Genomic DNA, 20,045 nt, shown 5'->3' with positions numbered 1-20,045 from the left:
GGCGGCGGCCGGATAATCTGATCGCCTCGCTTGCTGCCTGGCCAGTTTGGCGGACTACAAGATCGTCTGTTGCTGCTCCCCTGCAGCGGTGCTGGCGTCCGCTGGCCGGCTTTGCAGCTATAGAGATTGCTCGTCCAGCCCTGCGCTCCTTCCAACCCAGGCCAATAGCGCTGGGGCCTCAATCGGCGCGACCACGCGCCTCGACCTGCCACTGCGCCACGAGGTCGGCGCCGCGCACGACATGCAGGATGTCGTGCAGATTGATCGTCGGATCGCAATGCGGGACCGTGCATTCGACGACCGTGCCGATCGGCAACGTGCCCTGCCCGTCCGATGGCAGGATGCGACCGAACTCGTCGCCGCACCATTCGATCCGCCCGACCAGCTCGCCGTCCAGGAAAACGCGCGGCGGCGGGCCGTCGAGCGCAAAACTCTTGCTGCCGCCATCGGTGATGGCGAAGCCGAGCGAGCTGTGCCCGATCACGGTGACGGCGATCCGGAGCGCCGGCTTGAACTCCGGCCCGCCGCGGCCATGCATGTCGACGCTGCCATAAGCCTCGTCCATGAAGACATAGGAACCGGCCTGGATCTCGGTCAGCAACCGATCCTCGCCGTCGAGGAGATGGCTGCCGGTGCCGCCGCCCGAGACGATTTCCGGCGCGAAGCCGGCCGCGCCTAACGCCTCGACCATCGAGGCCAGCAGGCGGCCCATCTCCTGGTTGGCGGCACGGCGAGCGGCGAAATCGTCGATATGCTGGACGCGGCCCTGATAGGCCTGGACGCCACGATAGCGCAGCCCGTCCAGCCTGGAGACGAGCCTCGCCAGTTCGACCGCTTCGGCCGGGGTCGCGACGCCGCTGCGCTTCAAGCCGACATCGAGATCGACCAGCACGTCGAAAGACGTGCCGTGCCGCTGCGCCGCCTGCGCATAGGCGGTGGCGAGATCGGCCCGGTCGACCACGACGCCGATGCGTCCGCCCGCTGCAGCAGCGCACGCCAGAGCATCGATCTTGGCGGGGCTGGCGATCGGGGCGCTGAGCAGCAGATCGCGCACGCCGCCCTCGAACAGCGCCAGCAATTCGCCCGGCTTGGCGCAGCAAGTGCCGAGCGCCCCCGCCGCCATCTGCCGGCGGGTGATCTCGGCGCATTTATGTGATTTCGCATGCGGCCTGAGGTTGAGCCCCGCCTTGCGACAAGTCTCCGCCATCAGCGCGATGTTGTGCTCGAACAGGTCGAGGTCGAGCACGGCCGCCGGCGTCTCCAGCCGCGTCCGGCTGCCGGGCGCGCCGACGAGTTTCTGGTTGAGCGCAGCCGCTCCGAACAGGGGCATGCTCATGTCCTAGCCTCTACAAGCGCGGCGCGTCGGCGGGTCGTGGCGTCGCGATCGATGCTCACGCCATCAGCGGCGAAGACCACGCCGTAATCGCGGGCGGCGCCCTCTGCCGTGACCTTCCCTTCTCGCAGATCGTCCTCGACGCGGATGGGATCGCGCCGCAACGCATCGCCATAACCGCCTCCTCCCGCCCCGATCAGGCGGAAGACATCGCCGGCGCGGGCAGCGAAGCTCTCCATCGGCATGGTTGGCAGGCTCTGTTCCGACCCATCGGCGCGGATGAGGATGTGGGCGGAGGGGGCACCGGGGCTGCCGCCCTCGAAGCCGAAGGGCGGATGGTCGCGCCGGTCGCCACGCAGCACGAAGCGGATCGGCGCGAGGAAGCGGAACTCGCGGATGAAGGAGAGCCCGCCGCGGAACTCGCCCGGCCCGCCCGTATCCGGCATCAGCCCATAGCGCAGCACCTCGACCGGCATGTCGGCCTCGATCATCTCGACCGGCTGGTTGGAGAGGTTGGCGGCGGGGTTGGAGATGCCCTCGATGCCGTCCTTGCCGGCGCGGGCGCCCCAGGTGCCGACCACCATCTCGTTGAGCACGAAGGACCGGCCCTCATGCGTGCCGCCGGCGGCGAGCAGGTAAGGCCCGCCCTCCGAGCCGCCGATGGCGCGCTCGGGCACGATCTGCGCCAGCGCCTGCATGATCGCATCGAAGACGCGGTAGCCGACGACGCCGCGCGCGCCGCAGGCGGCCGGATAGCGCGGATTGACCAGGCAGCCCTCGGGCGCCCTGACCGTGATCGGCCGCAGATACCCCTCGCAATTGGGGATGTCCTGCTGCGACAGGCAGCGTATGGCGCAGAAGGAGGCCGATTCCGGCAGCGAGATCGGGCAGTTGATCGAGGCCGCGACCTGGTCGGCCGTGCCGGCAAAATCGATGTCGATCGTGTCGTCGGCGACGGTGACGGTCGCGACGATCGGCAGCGGCTGCGGGTTCTCGCCGACGCCGTCGATATAGTCGGTGGCGCGATAGACGCCGTTCGGCAAGGCGCGGATGACGTCGCGCATCATCGCCTCGGCATGGTCGTGCAGCGCGTCGATATAGGCGTCGAGTTCTTGTGCGCCATAGCGGCCGATCAGCGTCCTCAGCCCCTCCTCGGCGACGTTGCAGGCGGCGATCTGGGCACGGATGTCGCCGAGCACCTCGACCGGCGAGCGGGTGTTGGCCTCGATGATGCGAAAGACGGACTCGACCGGTTCGCCGCCGTCGTAGAGCTTGAGCAGCGGGATGCGTAGCCCCTCCTGCTGGATCTCGGTCGCGTAGATCGCGACGCTGCCGGGCACGATTCCGCCGAGATCGGTGTGATGCGCCACCGTCGCGGCGAAGCCCGAAAGCCTGCCCGCGACAAAGATCGGCTTCAGGATGTAGATATCAGGCAGGTGCTGGCCGCCCGAGCCGTAGGGGTCGTTGGCAATCAGGATGTCGCCCGGCTTCAGCGTGTCGCCATAGCGCTCGCGGACGAAGCCCATGATGCGCGGGAAGGAGCAGAGCTGGATCGGCAGGGTCAGGCCCTGCGCGATCACCCGGCCCTTCGCGTCGCAGAGCGCGGTCGAGTAATCCATGATGTCGCGGACAACAGGCGAATAGGCAGAACGCATCACGATCAGCGCCATCTCGTCGGCGGTCGAGGCCAGCGCGTTGCGGATCACTTCGAGGGTGATCGGGTCGATCTCGCGCATGCTCATGCGGCCTCCAGGGCGATGTCGATATTGCCGGCCTCGTCGAGCCGCGCGCTCTGGCCGGGGCCCACCACGCAGGTGCAGTCGTATTCCTCGATGACGAAGGGCCCGCGCCGCGCCGTGGCGTCGAGATCGGCCCGGCCGATCACGGCGATGGCGGCGGCAGGCGCGCCCGCTGCGAAGGAGACCGACCGGTCGGCCCGGCGCATCGGCGCCTCCGCCGCAAATTGCTGGCGCGGCGCGATCAGCGGCAGGCGCGCCGTCAGGCGGGCGTTGACGAGATGCACCGCGTCCTTCTGCGAGCGATGGCCGTAGGTGCGCTCATGCTCGCGATGGAAGAGTTCGGTGAGCTCCGCAATGTCGAAGCGCCTCGCCGGCACGGTCAGTTCATAGGCTTGGCCGACATAGCGTAGGTCCGCGGCATAGCGGAACTCGGCCTGCGCGAGGTCGTAGCCTTCGAGCGCGAGGATGCGGCTGGCATCGGCGCCGAGCGCGGCGAAGAGCTGCTCCAGCCCGGTATCGTCGAGTTCCCCCGCCCGCCGCCGCGACGGCCGCACGAACTCCTGCTCGACATCGGAGCGCAGCAGACCGAGCGCGCTGAAGACGCCGGCAGCGCGCGGGACGATGACGCGGCGGATGCCGAGCGCCATCGCGACCTCGGCCGCGACCACCGGGCCATTGCCGCCGAAGGCGACCAAGGTCGCCTGGCGCGGATCGCGGCCGCGATAGGTCGAGACTGCCTTGACCGCCCGCGTCATGGTGGTGACCGCGAGCGTCAGCACGCCGCGCGCCGTCTGCTGGAGATCGAGGCCGAGCGGGCGCGCGACCTGGTCGTTGAGCGCGGCCCGGCCGGCATCGGCCTTAAGCGGAAAGCTGCCGCCGGCCAGCGCGATATCGTTGATGTAGCCGAGCGTCAGGAAGGCGTCGGTCAGCGTCGCCTGCCGTCCTCCCAGCCCGTAGCAGACCGGCCCAGGATACGCTCCGGCGCTCTGCGGGCCGACCGAGATCTGGTTCATCTTGTCGATCGCGACGATGCTGCCGCCGCCGGCGCCGATCTCGGAGACGTCGATGAAGGGCATCTTGATCGGGTAGCCGCCGCCCTTGACCAGCTTGCTCGACAGATTGATGCCGGCGCCGACCTCGTATTCGGTGGTCCGTGCCGGCTCGCCATGCTCGATCAGCGCCGCCTTGGCGGTGGTGCCGCCCATGTCGAAGGAGATGATGCTGGGCTCGTCGCTCCCCGAGACCAGCCGCGCGCAGGCGATGACGCCGGCGGCCGGGCCGGATTCGACCAGCGACGCGGCGCGCTTCACCGCCGAGCCGAGCCGCATGATGCCGCCGCCGGAATGCATCATCTCGACCTGGCAGGTGACGCCGATCGAGGCGAGCCGCGCCGTCAGCGCGCTGGCATAGTTGCGCACGACCGGGCCGATATAGGCGTTCACCACCACGGTCGAGGTGCGCTCGTATTCGCGGATTTCCGGCAGGATCTCCGAGCCACGGCAGATATAGACGCCGTCGCCGAGCTCGGCGCGCAGGATCTCCTCGGCCTCGATCTCATGTTGCGGGTTGGCATAGGCGTGCAGGAAGCTGATCGCGACAGCCTCGACGCCCTCCTCGCGGAAGCGCTGCGCCGCCGCGACGACGTCCTCGCGCGAGAGCGGTACGCGGACCGCGCCGTCGGGGCCGAGCCGCTCGCTGACCTCAAGGCGCAGGCGCCGTGCCGCCAGCGGCTTCGGCTTGTCGTATTGCAGGTCGTAGAGCACCGGGATGCGCAGGCGGCGCATCTCGAGCACGTCGCGGAAGCCGGCGGTGGTCAGGAGTCCGGTGCGGGCGCCCTTGTATTCGAGGATCGCATTGGTCGCGACCGTGGTCGCATGGACGATGCCGGTGATGCGGTCGGGCGTGGTCTGGTAATCCTCGACCAGCGCCTTCAGCGCCTGCGCGATGCCGCGGCTGTAATCGTCCGGGGTCGAGGGCACCTTGCGGGTCTCGATCAGCCCATCGTCGCGCGCGACCACGACATCGGTGAAGGTGCCGCCGATGTCGATGCCGATCCGGTAGCTATGCTGCGCCATGGATGTCTTCCCGGTTTTCTGGAGCCATCGTGTCGGCACGCACGGGCAACGGCGTGCGCCGGCCGGCGAGGCCTTTCGGCACGGCGGCGATGAGGGCTTGGGTGTAGGGGTGCTGCGGCCGGTCGAGCACGTCGAGGCAAGGCCCCTCCTCGACGATCGCCCCTTTCCGCATCACGACGATGCGGCTGCACAGCGTGCGCACCAGAGCGAGATCGTGGCTGATGAAGAGCAGCGTCAGGCCGAGCTCTCGGGTCAGGCGCGAGAGCAGGTTGATCACCTGCGCCTGCAGCGAGACGTCGAGCGCCGAGACCGGCTCGTCGGCGATCAGCACCTCCGGCTTCATCGCCAGCGCCCGCGCCAGGCCGATGCGCTGGCGCTGCCCGCCGGAGAGCTCATGCGGCAGGCGCGACCCGATCTCGGGACCGAGCCCGACCAGCGTCAGCAGCTCGGCGATCTCGCGCTCGCGTTGTGCCTTGGGCACGCCGCGCAGCGCCAGCGTCTCACTGATGCAACGATCGACGCTCTTGCGCGGGTTCAGCGCGCTGCTCGAATCCTGAAAGACCATCTGCACGCGCCGGCGCCACGGCCCGGCATGGTCGCGCATCAATTCCGCCATCGACTGGCCGTCGAGCAGGACGTCGCCCGAGCTCGGCCGCGCCAGCCCGACAGCGAGGCCGGCCAGCGTCGACTTGCCCGAGCCGCTCTCGCCGACGATGCCGACGACATCGCCGCGCATCACATCGAGGCTGACATCGTCGAGCGCGACGAGCCGGCTGTCGCGCCCCAGCAGACGGTCGAGGAGGCCGCCCTGCGGGAAGGATTTCGAGACGCCGCGCAGCGACAGGATTGGGCCGGTCATCGCGGCCTCCAGCAGGCGGTGCGGTGTCCGGCCTCGGCGATCAGCGCCGGCATCTGGCTGGCGCAGGTCTCGATGGCGTCTGGACAGCGCGGCGAGAACGGGCAACCGGCCGGCAAGCGCCCGAGCCGCGGCGGCGCGCCCTCGATCGCGGTCAGCGGTCCGACCGGGCCGGACAGGCTCGGCACGCAGGCCTTGAGCAGCTTGGTATAGGGATGGCGCGGTGCGCGCTCGATCGCCTCGACCGGCCCGTCCTCGACGACCTTGCCGCCATACATGACCACGACCCGATCGACGATCTCGGCGACGACCTGGAGATTGTGCGAGATGAAGACGACGGCGAGGCCAAGCTCGCGGCGGAGCTCCGCGATCAGGTCGACGATCTGCGCCTGCACGGTGACGTCGAGCGCCGTGGTCGGTTCGTCGGCGATCAGGAGGCGCGGCCGGCAGGCGATCGCCATGGCGATCAGGGCGCGCTGGCGCATGCCGCCGGAGAATTCGTGCGGATAGGAAGCGAGGCGCCTGCCGGCATCGCGGATGCCGACGCGCTCCAGCGACTCCGCCGCGATGCGCCTGGCTTCCGTGGCCGAAACGTCGCGATGCGCCCGCACCACGTCGGTGATCTGCCGGCCGATGGTCAGCGCCGGGTTGAGCGAGCTTTGCGGGTCCTGGAAGACCATGGCGATGTCGCGCCCGCGCAACGCCCGCATGCGCTTCTCGTCGGCGGTGAGCAGGTCTTCGCCGTCGAAGATCACCCGCCCGCCGGTCACACGCGCCGGCGCGCCGAGCAGCCGCATCACCGCGAGCATGCTGAGGCTCTTGCCCGAGCCGGATTCGCCGACGATGCCGACGGCCTCACCCGGCGCGACGCGGAAATCGACGCCGCGCACCGCCTCGACCACGCCGCCATCCGCCGAGCGGAAACCGACGCGCAGGCCCTCGACGCTGAGCAATGCCGGGCTCATGCGACCAGCGTCCTGGCTTCGCTGCGCGGATCGAACAGCTCGCGCACCGCATCGCCCAGCAGGTTGAAGCCGATCACGGTCAGCGAGATGGCGAGGCCCGGAAACACCGGCAGCCACCATTCGCCGGAATAAATCGCGCTGCGGGCATCGGAAAGCATTGTGCCCCAGCTCGGCTGCGGCGGCTGCACGCCGAGGCCGACGAAACTGATCGAAGCCTCGATGACGATGCCGATCGCGACCAGAAGCGTGCCCTGCACGATGATCGGCGACAGGCAGTTCGGCAGCACGTCGCCGATGACGATCTGCCAGTGCGAGGCGCCCTGCAGGAAGCGGGCGCGGACATAATCGGCCCCGGCGATGCGCCTGGCGACCGCATAGGTGACGCGGGCGAAGACCGGCGAGAACAGGCAGCCGACGAGGACGATGATCTTGACCTCGTTCGGCAGCAGCAGCGGCCCGACCGGCAGCGGCCCGACGCCGAGAATCCCGACGATGGCGATCGCCCAGACGAGCAGCGGGATCGAGGCCACGCCGTCGACGATGCGCATCACGATCTGCTCGCCGAGCCCGCCGCTGTAGGCCGCGAAGATCCCGGCGGAGACGCCGATCGCTGCACCGATCAGCACCGCGCCGATTCCGACCGAGAGCGAGGCGCGCGCGCCGAACAGGATGCGGCTGAGCACGTCGCGACCTGCCTGGTCGGTGCCGAGCCAGTGCTCTGCACCCGGCGCGGCGAGCCTGTCCTCGATGTTGAGCGCGAGCGGGTCATAGGGCGCGATCAGCGGCGCGAGGATCGCGGCGAGCACGATCAGCCCGACGATGCCGGCCCCGAGCCAGCCGCTCCAGTCGAGGCCGCGCAGGGCCTTGCGCAGGTCGCTCATGCCGCCGCCCTCTGTCGCGGATCGAGCACGCGGTTGATCAGGTCGGCGCCGAGATTGGCGAAGACGAAAATCGCGGTGAACAGGAAGACGATGCCCTGCAGCAGCAGGAAATCGCGCTGCGAGATCGCGTTTAGCAACGCGCGCGACAGGCCGGGGATGTTGAAGACCTGCTCGATGATCAGCGCCCAGCCAAACATGTAGCCGAAGGAGAGCGCCGCGAGGTTGACCACCGGCGGCAGCGCGTTGACCAGCGCGTAGAACACGACCTGGCGGGAGGAGAGACCCATGGCGCGGGCGGTGCGGACATAGTCGCCGCGCAAGGTTTCCTGCAGGCTCGCCTGCGTCATCCTTGCGAGCACGGCGACGTAGTAGACTGCGAGCGAGAGCGAGGGCATCAGGATGCTCTGCAGGTGCAACGACAGCCCGGCCGAGAGCGGGAAATAGCCGCCCGGCGGCAGCAGGCGCAGATCGACCGCCAGGAAGCGGATCAGCACGATGCCGAGCCAGAAGGCCGGGATCGACAGGCCGAGCACAGAAGCGAAGCGGCTCACCCGGTCGAAGGCGCCGCCCGGCTTGAGCGCCGCCAGCACGCCGATCCCGAGCCCGAAGACGAGGGCGATCAGGAAGGCGAAGAGCACGATCGACAAGGTCACCGGCAGGGCGCTGACGATCTCGGTCGCGACGTCGCGGCCGGTGACGAAGGACTTGCCGAAATCCCCGCGCAGGACGTCGCCAAGCCAGGCGGCGTATTGCGACAGGAAGGGCCGGTCGAGGCCATGCAACTGCTCGAACTGCGCGATCTGCTCGGCGGTCGCGTCGGCCCCGAGCACGATCCGGGCCGGGGAGCCCGGACCGGAGCGTGTCAGCGCGAAGAGCGCGAGACCGACGAAGAGCAGCGTGCCGATCGAGGAGACGATGCGGCCTGCGACGAGGCGAAGCATGGCGGGCTCGCTCAGACCTTGATCTCGCCGGGCGCGATGGTCAGGCCCTGGTTGACCCTCACGTCCTGGAGCGTCTGCCGCCAGAGATTGGAGGCATGAACATAGCCGAGCACGCCGAGCGGCGCGTCGCGGGCGGCGAGCGACTGCAGCTTGCCGTAGAGTTCCTTGAGCTTGGCTTCTTCCGTCTCGGCGAAGGCGGCCGCCAGCGTCTGGTTGAACTCGGGATTGTTGTAGCCCGTGCTCTTGGACAGCACCTGCTCCGGCGTCAGGCAGACCTGCATGATGTAGCTCGGCTCGCCCGGCGACATGAAGACCTGCAGCGCCGCCTGATGCTCGCCGCGGATCGCCTGCTGGATCAGCACCGAGAACTCGTAGACCTTGAGATTGACCTTGATGCCGATCTTGGCGAGCTGCGCCTGCACGAAGATCGCCGCATCCTTGGTGTCGAGCAGATAGGGCTCGGCCTGGATGCTGAGGTCGAACTCGGCGCCGGTGGCGTATTTCGACTTGGCGAGAAGGGCCTTCGCCTTTTCGAGATCGAAGCCGAGCTCCTTGTCGGCCTCGGCGTTGAACCACCAGCCGCGCGCCGGCGACGGCACTGAGGACGCATCGAGCAGCCCGTAATAGACTTTTTCGCCGATCGTCTTGCGGTCTATCGCGGCCGACACCGCCTTGCGGAAGTTCACATCGTCGAAGGGCGCCTTCAGGTTGTTGGTGTACATCAAGAGCGCGCCGCCCAGCGTCGGGCGCGAGGCACCGGTGACGCCCGGCATCGTCTTCAGCCTGTTGAATTCACGCGGCGGCGGGGCGCTGATCAGGTCGACCTGCCCGGTGAGAAGATACGCGACGCGGGTCGCATCCTCCGGGATCATCTTGACGACGAGCCGGTCCCAGTGGGGCAGGCCCTTGCGCCAATAGTTCGGGTTCTTCCTGAAGCTGATATAGTCGTTCGGCTTCCACTCCTCGAAGACGCCGAAGCCGGTACCGACGCCGGCGGGCTTTGACTTGAAATAGTCGTCGCCATGCTCCTTGCGCGAACCCGCGGGGTAGATGCCCATGTATTTCGTCAGGAAATAGAGCCAGGGCCCATAGGGCTCCGACAGCTCGAACTGGACCTTCAGCGGGTCGAGCACAGTGACCTTGGTGATCCTGGTGAAGAGCGAGCGGCGCGCCGCCTTGTTGGCGGGGTCGAGCAGGTAGTCGAAGGAGTATTTCACATCCTCCGCCGTCATCTTCTTGCCGTTGTGGAAGGTGACGTCGTCGCGCAGCTCGAAGGTATAAGTCTTCTTGTCCGCCGAGATCACCGGCAGCGCCTTGGCCAGCTGCGGCTTCAGCACGCCGTCGATATCGTATTCGACCAGGTTCTCGAACACGGTCTGGCCGAGGACCATCGCATCGTGATTGAGCTGGTTTATCGGATCGATGGTGATCGGATTGCTCGGCAGGACGATAGTCAGCGTCTTGCCGTTGTTCGGTTGGGCGTGGAGCAGGCTCGCGGGCAAAAGGCCGCCCAAGGCGCCGCCCGCTGCGGCTGCGAGAAACGCGCGGCGATTTGTCGGCACGGTCAGCATCGGAGTCCCCCTTGTTTTATGGCAATGCCTTGGCGGCGCCGGAGACCGGCGCCGCGCCGAACATGGGAAAGCTAGAGCGCTGAGGCGGCGAATAAAAATAGGAAGTGCTTGCCGCTTGATTGTCTTTCGCTATCGTTTGGTAAGCTGTCGACAATCCCCTCAGCCCTGGCTCTTCGAGACGCCGCTCCGCGGCTCTCCAGGATGAGGGCCTTCATGCCGAGATGGTCCCGGAGCGGTGCGCTACACTTTCGGCCAGGCGGAAGCATTCTATTGGGTGGCCCGGCTGGGAGGATTCCGCGCCGCCGCCCAGCATCTCAACCTGTCGCAACCGACGGTCAGCCTGCGCATCAAGGAGCTCGAGCGCATTCTGGGCGCCGAGCTTTTCGACCGCTCGCATTACCGGCCCTCCCCCACGACGCTGGGCAGCGCGATCTATGCCGATGTCGAGCGCATGCTGGCCCATGCCGAGCAGGTGCAGCGCCACAGCAAGGAAGGCCTGCGCGGCAAGAGCCTATTGCGCATCGGCGCCGCCGACTCCTTCGCCGCCGCGATCCTGCCCGATCTCCTGGCCCAACTGGCGCGCCGCCATGCCGAGCTTCAGGTCGACGTCACCGTCGATTTCAGCACCCGGCTCGAACAGCTGCTGCTCGACCGCTCGATCGACATCGCCTTCCTGTCTCAGCCGCGCGCGCATGAGGGCGTCACGATCGCCCCGCTCTGGCTGATCGACCTCGTCTGGGTGGTCGGAGCCGGCCTGCCCTTCTCCGGCAACGTCGCGACGCCGGAAAACCTCGTCGACCTGCCGATCTTCACCAACAGCTCGCCATCCGGCCTGTTCACCACCATCCAGATGTGGTTCGGCGCGCGCGGGCTGAAGCCGCATCGTCTCAACACCTGCAACCCGCTAACCGTGATCGCCCGCCTCGCCAGCGCCGGCACCGGCGCGGCGATGATCCCACGCGAGATGATCCATCTCTCCGGCGAGAACCTTGCCCTGCGCGTACTTGAGGCCGACCCGCCGATCCCCGCGCACAATCTCTGCGCGATGTGGTGGAACACCGAATCCGCCGATCTCTGCGGCTATCTCGCCAATCTCGCCCGCGAGATTGCGATGAACTGACGGCCCGTCCGGGGCAGACCCGCTGGAGCGTCGAGACACTCGCCAGCGAGCCCGCCGCCCGGGCGAGCTCGAAATGCGCCCGGGCAAGGCTGGGACTGAACTCGACCGCCAGGACAAGATGCCGCGGCGTGCAGTCGCGTTCACCCGCCGCCATCTGCTGGCGGCCGATCGAGAAATGAGCGAAGGCGGCATAGATCCGACCGAGATCTATCTCCCCCATGCAAAATTACGGATTAAACTCAGATAAAACAAATGGTTACACCGATCACATGAGATCGCGTGGTTGGCATTCGCTCGCGGAACGGTTCACCTGCCGGGAATGTCGTTGGCGACGACCAATGCGAGCTTGCTGCGAGTAACACCCTTCCGAATTCTTCTCTGTGCGAGTTCGCGCTTCGCTTTGAGCTTCTGCTGAATTCTTGACAGCGCCTTCCCAGGTCGTTTCATTCAGCGCCCCCACGGCTACCCAGGGGAACGGTCGTCAATCTGAACGCCGCTTGCAGCCCCCAAATGGGGGCCACAGGAGGCCTTCATGTCGAGGCAACGCTGTGGCGAACTCACTGCCAGTGGTGGGCTTCGCGAGGGCCCATCCGCCCCTGGTCGCCGAGACGAAGCCGCGGCAATCGCCCTGAAGACGCCGATCGATTGATCCGGCCGTGCGACTTGCCAATCGGATCGCGGCCGAACCGCTCCGCTATTTGCCGACGCGAGGGTCCACCAGACTGTAGAGCACATCGACGAGCAGGTTCACGATCATGAAGGTCAGCGCCATGAACAGCACGATGCCCTGAATCACCGGATAGTCGCGCCGGGAAACCGCATTGATCAGCAGCCGCCCGACACCGGGGATGTTGAAGACGATCTCGATGGCGATCGCACCGCCCATCAGCACGGCAAAGGTGATGCCGATCGCCGTGATGATCGGCATCAGGGCGTTCTTCAGGGCATGCCGGGCGATGACGACATGGCCCGGCAGGCCCTTGGCGCGAGCCGTCCGGATGAAATCCTCGCCCAGCACGTCGAGCATGCTCGACCGCGTGATCCGTGCGATGAAGGCAGCCTGGACCAGGCCGACCGAGAGCGCCGGCAAGGTCAGCGACCACAGGCACTGCCAGAAGCCGCGTTCGAGCGGGATATAGCCGGCGACGGGGAACCAGCGGAACTCGACGGCGAAGAGCAGGATCAGCATCAGGCCGAACCAGAACTCCGGCATCGACACGCCGAGCATCGCCAGTCCCATCGCGACCTGATCCGCCGGGCCGTTGCGATTGACCGCCGAGACCACGCCGGAGACCATCCCGATGGTGACGGCGATGACGAGCGCATAGAGCGTCAGGATCAGCGTCGGCTCGACCCGCTGCAGGATCGCCTGCGTCACCGGGATGCGCAGGAAGATCGACTCGCCGAGTTCCAGCGTCAGCATCTGGCGTAGCCAGACCCCGAGCTGGACCAGGAAGGGCTCGTTCAGGCCGAGCTGCTCGCGCAGCGCCGCGATGCGCTCCGCCGTCGCATCCGCGCCGAGCATCACCGCCGCGGGGTCACCGGGCGTCAGATGCAGCAGGATGAAGACGAGGAACAGCGGCACGAAGAGGCTCGGCAGCAGCAGAACCACGCGCTGGAGGATGTAGCGCAGCATCAGTCGTTCCCGCCCGAGTGTCCCATGCCTGCGAGGGCCTGGGTGATCACGCTCGCGGGGGCTCCGGCCTCGACCCGGATCTCGTGCACCGGCATCTGCCGGTAGATTCCGAAATCCTTGAAGCCATGGCCGGTGACCATGCAGACGACGCGCTCGCCGGCGGCGATATCGCCGCTTTCGATCAGCTTGAGAGCGGCGGCGAGCGAGCTCGCGCCGGTCGGTTCGGCAAAAATGCCGTTGCCGGCGGCCAGTGCCCGCATGGCACTGCGGATCTGGTCATCCGTGACCGCGACCGCCTTGCCGCCGGTCCGGCGCACGAGATCGAGCGTATAGGTGCCGTCGCGCTCATAGCCGATCAGCGGATCGGAAATCCCCGAGGCGATGGTCTTCGGCTCCCCCCAGGCCGAGACGGCGGCGGCGTTGTCCTCGAAGGCGCGGACGATCGGCGCGCAGCCCTCGGCCTGCACGGCCAGGATCTTCGGCAGGCGACCGCCCTTGTCGGCAAAACCCTGGACGACGCCCTTGACGAGCGGCCCCGAGCCGGTCGGCACCACCACCCAGTCGGGCGCGCTGTCGCCGAGCTGCGCATGCAGCTCGTGGCCGACCAGGCGCAGGGCGTCGGTGCCATAGGGGTTGATGAAGGTCGTGGTGACGTTGACGAAGCCCGTCTCCTGCGCGACCGCCAGGGCCATCGCGTAGGAATTGCTGTAGTGCCCCTCGACTTTCACGAGCAGAGCGCCATAGGCAGCGATCTGGGCCATCTTCTCGGTCGGCGTGCGTTCCGGCACGAGGATGACGGCGGGAATGCCGGCGCGTGCCGCATAGGCCGCCGCGGAGGCGCCCGCATTGCCGCTGGAGGCACAGACGAGCCCCTTCGACCCGAAGGCTAGTGCGGTGGTGAGCGCGGCGCTCACCAGGCGATCCTTGAAGGAGCCGCTCGGGTTGCGCGTCTCGTCCTTGAACCAGAGCATGCCGGCGCCGGAGGCCAGCGAGCCCGGCCGGGCCTGCAGCAGCGGCGTCCTCCCTTCGCCCAGCGTCACCGCCGGGGAGACGAGCCCGGCCGCGCAGGCTTCTCCGGTCTCGGCGCCGCGGTCGACTTCGAGGATGCCGCCGCAGGCATCGCACGCATAGCGCAGCGTAGCGGGGTAGTTGGCGCCGCAGGAGACGCAGCAAAGGCTCATCGTGTTCATGGGTCAGCGTCCCTGCATCTTAGGATCGAGCGCATCCCGCAGACCGTCGCCGAACAGGTTCAGGCCGAGAACGGTCAGCATGATTGCAGCCCCGGGGAAAAGTGCCATCCACCAGGCCATGACGACGAAGGCGCGCGATTCCGCCAGCATGTTGCCCCAGCTCGGCTGCGTCGGCGGCACGCCGGCACCGAGGAAGCTGAGCGCGGCCTCTCCGAGCACCGCATAGGAGAAGATGAAGGAGGCCTGGATGATGATCGGCGACAGGACGTTCGGCAGCACATGCCGGAAGAGCGCGTAGAGCCGGCTGCCGCCGACCGCGATGCAGGCCTCGACATAGGGCAGTTCCTTGACGACGAGCACCGAGCTGCGCACCACGCGGGCGACGCGCGGCATGTAGACGATGCCGAGTGCGATGATGACGGTCGAACTGCTGGCGCCGAGCACGCCGGCCATCGCGATCGCGAGCACGATGCCGGGAAACGACATCAGGCCATCGAGAATCCGCGAGAGGACCGCGTCCACCCGGGAGAAGAACCCGGTGATCAACCCGAAGAGCGAGCCGAGCCCGACAGCAAGCACGACCACGGAGCAGCCGATGACGAGCGAAGTCCGGGCGCCGTGCATCACGCGCGACAGCACATCCCGGCCGAACTCATCCGTCCCCAGCAGATGGACCGCGGATGGCGGCTTCAGGCGGCTCTGGATCGCAAGGGCGTTCGGATCCGCCGGCGCCAGGATGTCGGCCGCAAGCGCCGTGGCGAGGACGAGCGCGATCAGCAGCGACCCGACGACGACGGTGGAGCGGGCGAAGAGCTTGGACAGGAAACGCGGTCGTGCCGGCTCGATATGGACCGTGTCCTGGGCAGCCATGCTCATGCTGCGGTTCCTTCTCGCACTGGCAAATCAATCCTGTAGATCGCGGAGGGGCGGCCATGGCCAATCGGGGCGCTCTCGCCGATCGGCGCGGCAAATCCGGTTTCGGCAAGCTTTGTGAGGACGCGGCGGGCAGTGCGCGAGGTGGTGTTCAGGATGCCCGCCAGTTCGACGGCGCTGTAGCCACGCGACCGGTCCTCGCCGACGGCCTCCAGTATCCGCGCCAGATTGGCCGCCGTGATTCCGGTCTTGTCCGCGAGTTGCAGAACCAGCGAATCCTCGACCCGGATGAGCCGGGTCCTGCCTTGGCCAAGCGGGCCGATCAGCCGGTTGCCATCGAGGACGATATGGATGCCCGCGCCGGTCTGTTCGGCCTGATGCAAGGCCTTGTGCGCGCCCTCTTCGGCAATGGCGGCGCTGACACCGGTGCCGATACCGATCTCGAAGGAGAAGCCTTGATGCGGAAAGGCCGTGAACGCGGGCGCGGCCGTGAAATCCTGCGTCTGCCGGCGGATGGCTCCGTAGGTCGTGTAGAACAGGTGCAGGCCATTGCCGATGTCGAGCAGATTGACGCCGAGGCTCTCGCTGTAGTCGAGCAGGTAGGTTTCGAGCTCCAGCGCATGGCGGCGGCCATCGGCGATCGAACCCGTGAACTCGGGCGTCCGCACGCGCAGCAGGCCGATGGCGATCTGGGAGCCGCGATAGCGATGCTGCAGGAGGTTCGACACGAGAAGGTCGAGCGCCTTGAGGATCGTATGCTTGGTCCAGAACATGAAGTGGCAGGGAACACCCTGCTGGGCGAGCTCCCGCTGCACCAGCGAGCGGCAGGTCAGCGCATAGGTCGTGCTGCCGGCGCGATAGTGCCGGATATGGAAGCCGGTGAAGTCGTCGTGAACGCCCCCTTCCCGGAGCGGCATGCTCTTGATGCCGGCCAGGGCGATGTTCAGCTCGCGGCTGACATCGGCGATGATGTCGTCCGATATCGTGTCGACGCTGATCGTCGAAGGGTCGACACCGGCCCGGACGAGATCGAAGAAGGCCTTCACGAGCGAGACTTCGTCGAACACGACATAGGAGGCCGGAACCGAAAGCGGGCCCTCGGCCAATGCCAGATGATAGGGAACCGGCCCGGAGAAGAGGATCGCGTCGACGATCCCCTCCAGCTCGCGGGCCAGCCCGATGGCCTCGTCCTGGTCCTCGTAGAGGCGAACATGCAGATCGAGATCGGCGTCGGCACTGCGCAAGGCGTGGTCGAGCGGCTCGCTGAATTCAGCGTTGCCGATGATGCCGATCTTGATCCTGCTCATGATGCGATCGCCTCGATGGACCAGGGGCCTGTCACTGCTTCCAGGCGTTCCAGTAGAACGGGAACGGTGTCGCAGCGACATTCTTCACGTCCACATTCTTGACGCCGAGGATGAAGAAGTCACCGAACTTGGCCATCGGGGCCTGGTCCCAGAAGTGCGTCTGCAGCTCCTCCCAGACGCCGAAGCGCTTCTTGCCGTCCATTTCGGTGTTCAGCTTGCGCACCAGCTCATCCTTCTTGGAATCCTCCCAGAAGCCGGGCCAGGCCGGGTCGAAGCACGGCCAGACACCGGGATCCGGCGTGAAGGTCGTCGCGCCGCTGAAGATGTCGTAGGCCTGCGGGTTGTTGCGCTGCTGGACGATCGTGGCCCAGTCGACGACTTCCAGCTGGATGTTGAAGCCGACCGCCTTCAACTGCTCGGTGGCGACGAGCGCGTTCTTGTACATGAAGTCGTATTCACGGGTGGTGAGCCACTTGATCGGCTGCCCGGTATAGCCGGACTCCTTCAGCAGGGTCTTGGCGCGCTCGAGGTCGCGCTTGTTGTAGACGCCGCCATCGGCCTTGCTCCACCACTGCGACTGCTCCTGGAAGAGAATGCCGGGATCGAGACGATAGAAGTCCTCGGAGGCGAAGGCGGCGCCCATGACCTGCTTGTTGTCGAGCCCGAGCACGAAGGCCTGGCGGGCGCGCGGGTCGTTGAACGGAGCCCGCTTCTTGTTGAAGACGGCCATGGTCCACCAATAGGGCTTGGTCACCACCGGCTCGATCGTCGGATACATCTTGATCATCGGGAGCATGTCCTGGCTCACCTGATCCGCGATGTCGTAGAGCCCGGTCTGGACGCCCTCCAGGCGCACCGAAACCTCAGGGGTCGGCACCAGCCGCAGCTCGTCGAAATGCGCCACGCGCCGGCCGGCCATGCCGTCGGGCTCGCCGCTGGCGGCCGCGTATTTGGCGAAGCGCTCCAGCTTCAGATGACGGTCGGCGACATGCTCCTTGAAGCGGAACGGGCCGGTGCCGACATAGCTGCGGATCTCGTTGTCGCCGTACTTCTCGATGACGCTCTTCGGGTAGATCGCGGCCTGCTGGTTCGGGAAGGCCAGCATCATCGGGACCACCGGAGACGGCTCCTTGAGCGCGATCTCGACGGTGAGATCATCGACCTTGCGCAGCTCGACGACGTTCTTGAACATCAGCCGGCCGTAGTTCGACTTGCGTCCCCAACGTCCGAGCGAGGCGACGACATCGTCCGCATTGAGGATCGAGCCGTCGTGGAAGGGGACGTTGGCGCGCAGCTTGATGACATAGGTGTTGCGCTTCTCGTCGAAGGCAACGCTCTCGGCCAGCATGGGGACGGCATTGTACTTGCCGTCCAGCGTGAACAGCCCCTCATAGATGTGCCAGCCGACCGACTGGGTGATGAAGGCCGTCGAGTGATGCGCGTCGAGCGTCGGGGGCTCGCCGGTGATCGCGATGTTCAGCACACCGCCCTGCTTCGGCTGCTGCGCAACCGCCGGAAGGCCAGCGGCTCCCATCGAAGCGGCCAAGGCTGCTCCGACGAGCCAGCCAGTCAATCGCCCTATCTTCATCGTCTCTTCCCAGTTCTTTCTTAGTTGCAGACAAGTTGGTCTTGCGGCCCGCAGCAGGCGCAGCGGTGCCGGATGAGCTTGCCGGCCCGCTCGGCCGAAGGCGTGCCGCCCTGCGCCGCGAGGCGCCCGTTGACGTAGATGCCGTCCAGCCCGGCCGGATAGCGCCGCGGGTCCTCGAAGGTCGCGATGTCCTGGATCTTCTCGGCGTCGAAGACCACGAGATCGGCCCAGGCTCCCTCGCCGATCAGGCCGCGCTGGGCGAGGCCGAAGCGGCGGGCCGAGACCGAGGTCATTTTCCGGACCGCCTCCTCCACCGACATGATCCGCTCCTTGCGGACATAATGGGCGAGCATGCGCGGGAAGGTGCCGTAGTGGCGCGGATGCACCTTTCCGGTCTCGAGCGGGATGCCGTCCGAGCCGACCATGGCGAAATCCGAGCGCAGCACCGCCTTGACGTCCTCTTCCGACATCTGGTGCAGGATCATGGTGACCCGAGCGTTTTCCTCGAGCAGGATGTCGAGCATGCAGTCGATCGGCTGCTGCCCCCGCTCGGCGGCGATGGTCTCGATGTTCACGCCTTCGAGGCGCCTGTTGGCCTCGCTCTCGACGCCCGAGATCACGACGCGATCCCAGCCGAGCATACCGGCGAAGTTGTCCCAGCCGGGGAGATTGCCTTCCATGTCGCGGCGGATGCGCTCGCGTGCGGCCGGGTCGGCAAGGCGGGCCATGACATCGGCCGAGCCGCCGGCGGAAACCCAGGGCGGAAGCACGGAGAGCAGCGTGCTGCTGCCGGCGGTGTAGGTGTAGATGTCGCAGGTGACATCGAGCCCCCGCGCGCGCCTGTCGGCGATCAGGTCGAGGGCCCGGCCGATCGTGCCCCAGTTGCGCTTGCCGACGACCTTGAGGTGGCTGACATGGAGCGGCGCGCCGGCCGCCTCCGCGATGTCCATCACCTCGGTGAGGGAGTCGAGCAGCGTGTCGCCCTCCGTGCGGATATGGCAGTTCAGGATGCCGCCTGCCCGCGCCGCGGCCGAAGCGACGGCGACGAGCTCGCGCCGGTCGGCGTAACAGCCCGGCGCATAGAGCAGCCCGAACGACAGGCCGATGGCGCCGGCCTGCATGGCTTCGCTGACCAGCGCGCACATGCGCTCGATCTCCGCCGTGGTCGCGGGACGGTTCTCGAAGCCCATGACCGCGATGCGGACCGCGCCATGCGCGACCTGCGAGACGGCGTTCACCGAACTCGGAGAGGTCGAGAGCGTGTCGAGATAATGGCCGAATTCGTGCCAGACGCCGGACGGCATCGGCCCGAGAACCGGCGTCACATAGCGCACGAGATCCTCATGCCGCTCCGGCGTGGAAGGGCTGCCGCCGAAGCCGCAATTGCCGAGCACGACGGAGGTGACGCCTTGCAGCAGCTTGGGCGCGTGGGTGGGATCGCGCAGGACGGCGAGGTCGTCATGGGTATGGACGTCGATGAAGCCCGGCGCCAGGACCCGCCCGCCGAGATCGACCGTCTCCGCGGCCTCGCCCGCCACCGTCCGGCCGACATCGACGATGCGCCCCTCGCTGATGGCGACCTCGCCCCGGAACCAGGGCGCCCCGGTACCATCCATGATTTTCGCGTTGACGAACTTGCGATCGAGCATCTGGGTCACGATTTAAAGAAATGTCCGTTAATGTCCTAAATTAGACTAGGCGCGGCCAGGCGATCCTGTCAACATGATCCAGCTCCAGTCAGAGAGCCGCCGCGAGGAAGCCGCCGCCCGCTATGCCGACGACCCGACCCCCGTTCTCAGCGCAAGCGCATCGATCACCGCCCGTCGCAGGCACGGGGCTGATCGACGGCAGCGGGCAAGCCTCCCCTGCGTCCGTCCGGCGATTTCATCCGCTGGAACAGAGCGCGTGAGGCTGATCGACCATCGCACCGGCAGCTGACCGGCTCGCCCCCGACAATCTCCGCCGAAGCA

The 20,045-nt window shown here is 67.2% G+C and carries 15 protein-coding genes; 1 reads left to right on the top strand and 14 read right to left on the bottom strand.

The features are described from left to right. Window positions 1-178: 178 nt before the first annotated feature. Genes AC1REK_RS09885 through AC1REK_RS09850 form a run of 8 tightly spaced genes read right to left on the bottom strand, consistent with a single transcriptional unit; the run spans window position 179 to window position 10,361 of the window. Entirely contained in the window at window positions 179-1,336 is a 1,158-nt protein-coding gene (locus AC1REK_RS09885) for a DSD1 family PLP-dependent enzyme (RefSeq protein WP_492268181.1), read from the bottom strand. Beyond that, the gene (locus tag AC1REK_RS09880) at window positions 1,333-3,075 is read right to left on the bottom strand and encodes a hydantoinase B/oxoprolinase family protein (RefSeq protein ID WP_492268182.1); all 1,743 of its coding nucleotides are present in this window, start codon (window positions 3,073-3,075) and stop codon (window positions 1,333-1,335) included. The genes AC1REK_RS09885 and AC1REK_RS09880 overlap by 4 nt, the downstream gene beginning before the upstream one ends. Further along, window positions 3,072-5,147: a hydantoinase/oxoprolinase family protein gene (locus AC1REK_RS09875; protein WP_492268183.1), complete on the bottom strand. Its 2,076-nt coding sequence runs from the start codon at window positions 5,145-5,147 to the stop codon at window positions 3,072-3,074. Before AC1REK_RS09875 ends, AC1REK_RS09880 begins: the two co-directional genes overlap by 4 nt. Then, window positions 5,134-6,006 carry an ATP-binding cassette domain-containing protein gene (locus AC1REK_RS09870; protein ID WP_492268184.1) on the bottom strand — a complete coding sequence of 291 codons (873 nt, stop codon included), beginning with the start codon at window positions 6,004-6,006 and terminating at the stop codon, window positions 5,134-5,136. The genes AC1REK_RS09875 and AC1REK_RS09870 overlap by 14 nt, the downstream gene beginning before the upstream one ends. Continuing rightward, a complete protein-coding gene (locus AC1REK_RS09865) occupies window positions 6,003-6,968 on the bottom strand; it encodes an ABC transporter ATP-binding protein (protein WP_492268185.1) in 966 nt (321 codons plus the stop codon). The genes AC1REK_RS09870 and AC1REK_RS09865 overlap by 4 nt, the downstream gene beginning before the upstream one ends. After that, complete coding sequence (locus AC1REK_RS09860; protein WP_492268186.1) at window positions 6,965-7,849, bottom strand: ABC transporter permease; 885 nt, start codon at window positions 7,847-7,849, stop codon at window positions 6,965-6,967. Before AC1REK_RS09860 ends, AC1REK_RS09865 begins: the two co-directional genes overlap by 4 nt. Continuing rightward, on the bottom strand, window positions 7,846-8,790 hold the full coding sequence (locus tag AC1REK_RS09855; protein WP_492268187.1) for an ABC transporter permease: 945 nt from the start codon (window positions 8,788-8,790) through the stop codon (window positions 7,846-7,848). Before AC1REK_RS09855 ends, AC1REK_RS09860 begins: the two co-directional genes overlap by 4 nt. Before the next feature lie 11 nt (window positions 8,791-8,801). Next, window positions 8,802-10,361, bottom strand: a complete 1,560-nt coding sequence (locus AC1REK_RS09850) for an ABC transporter substrate-binding protein (RefSeq protein ID WP_492268188.1) — start codon at window positions 10,359-10,361, stop codon at window positions 8,802-8,804. Between the two features lie 235 nt (window positions 10,362-10,596). Here AC1REK_RS09850 and AC1REK_RS09845 point away from each other — a divergent pair, with 235 nt between their 5' ends. After that, complete coding sequence (locus tag AC1REK_RS09845; protein ID WP_492268189.1) at window positions 10,597-11,481, top strand: LysR family transcriptional regulator; 885 nt, start codon at window positions 10,597-10,599, stop codon at window positions 11,479-11,481. A 694-nt stretch (window positions 11,482-12,175) separates the two neighbouring features. Here AC1REK_RS09845 and AC1REK_RS09840 read toward each other — a convergent pair. The 6 genes from AC1REK_RS09840 to AC1REK_RS09815 all read right to left on the bottom strand — a co-directional run bounded on the left by AC1REK_RS09840 (window position 12,176) and on the right by AC1REK_RS09815 (window position 19,724). Next, window positions 12,176-13,117 carry an ABC transporter permease gene (locus AC1REK_RS09840; protein WP_492268190.1) on the bottom strand — a complete coding sequence of 314 codons (942 nt, stop codon included), beginning with the start codon at window positions 13,115-13,117 and terminating at the stop codon, window positions 12,176-12,178. Next, window positions 13,117-14,307, bottom strand: a complete 1,191-nt coding sequence (thrC, locus tag AC1REK_RS09835) for a threonine synthase (RefSeq protein WP_492268191.1) — start codon at window positions 14,305-14,307, stop codon at window positions 13,117-13,119. Before thrC ends, AC1REK_RS09840 begins: the two co-directional genes overlap by 1 nt. A gap of 3 nt (window positions 14,308-14,310) precedes the next feature. Beyond that, a complete protein-coding gene (locus AC1REK_RS09830) occupies window positions 14,311-15,183 on the bottom strand; it encodes an ABC transporter permease (protein ID WP_492268192.1) in 873 nt (290 codons plus the stop codon). After that, a complete protein-coding gene (locus AC1REK_RS09825) occupies window positions 15,180-16,487 on the bottom strand; it encodes a hypothetical protein (protein ID WP_492268193.1) in 1,308 nt (435 codons plus the stop codon). The genes AC1REK_RS09830 and AC1REK_RS09825 overlap by 4 nt, the downstream gene beginning before the upstream one ends. 31 nt (window positions 16,488-16,518) lie before the next feature. After that, a complete protein-coding gene (locus AC1REK_RS09820) occupies window positions 16,519-18,033 on the bottom strand; it encodes an ABC transporter substrate-binding protein (protein ID WP_316018949.1) in 1,515 nt (504 codons plus the stop codon). A 62-nt stretch (window positions 18,034-18,095) separates the two neighbouring features. Then, window positions 18,096-19,724: an N-acyl-D-amino-acid deacylase family protein gene (locus tag AC1REK_RS09815; protein WP_492268215.1), complete on the bottom strand. Its 1,629-nt coding sequence runs from the start codon at window positions 19,722-19,724 to the stop codon at window positions 18,096-18,098. Window positions 19,725-20,045 lie beyond the last annotated feature (321 nt).

This window comes from Allobosea sp. GW823-FHT02B03, assembly GCF_058797755.1.
Note: the sequence above shows the minus strand (reverse complement) of the source record. Positions and strands in the feature narration are given on the sequence as shown.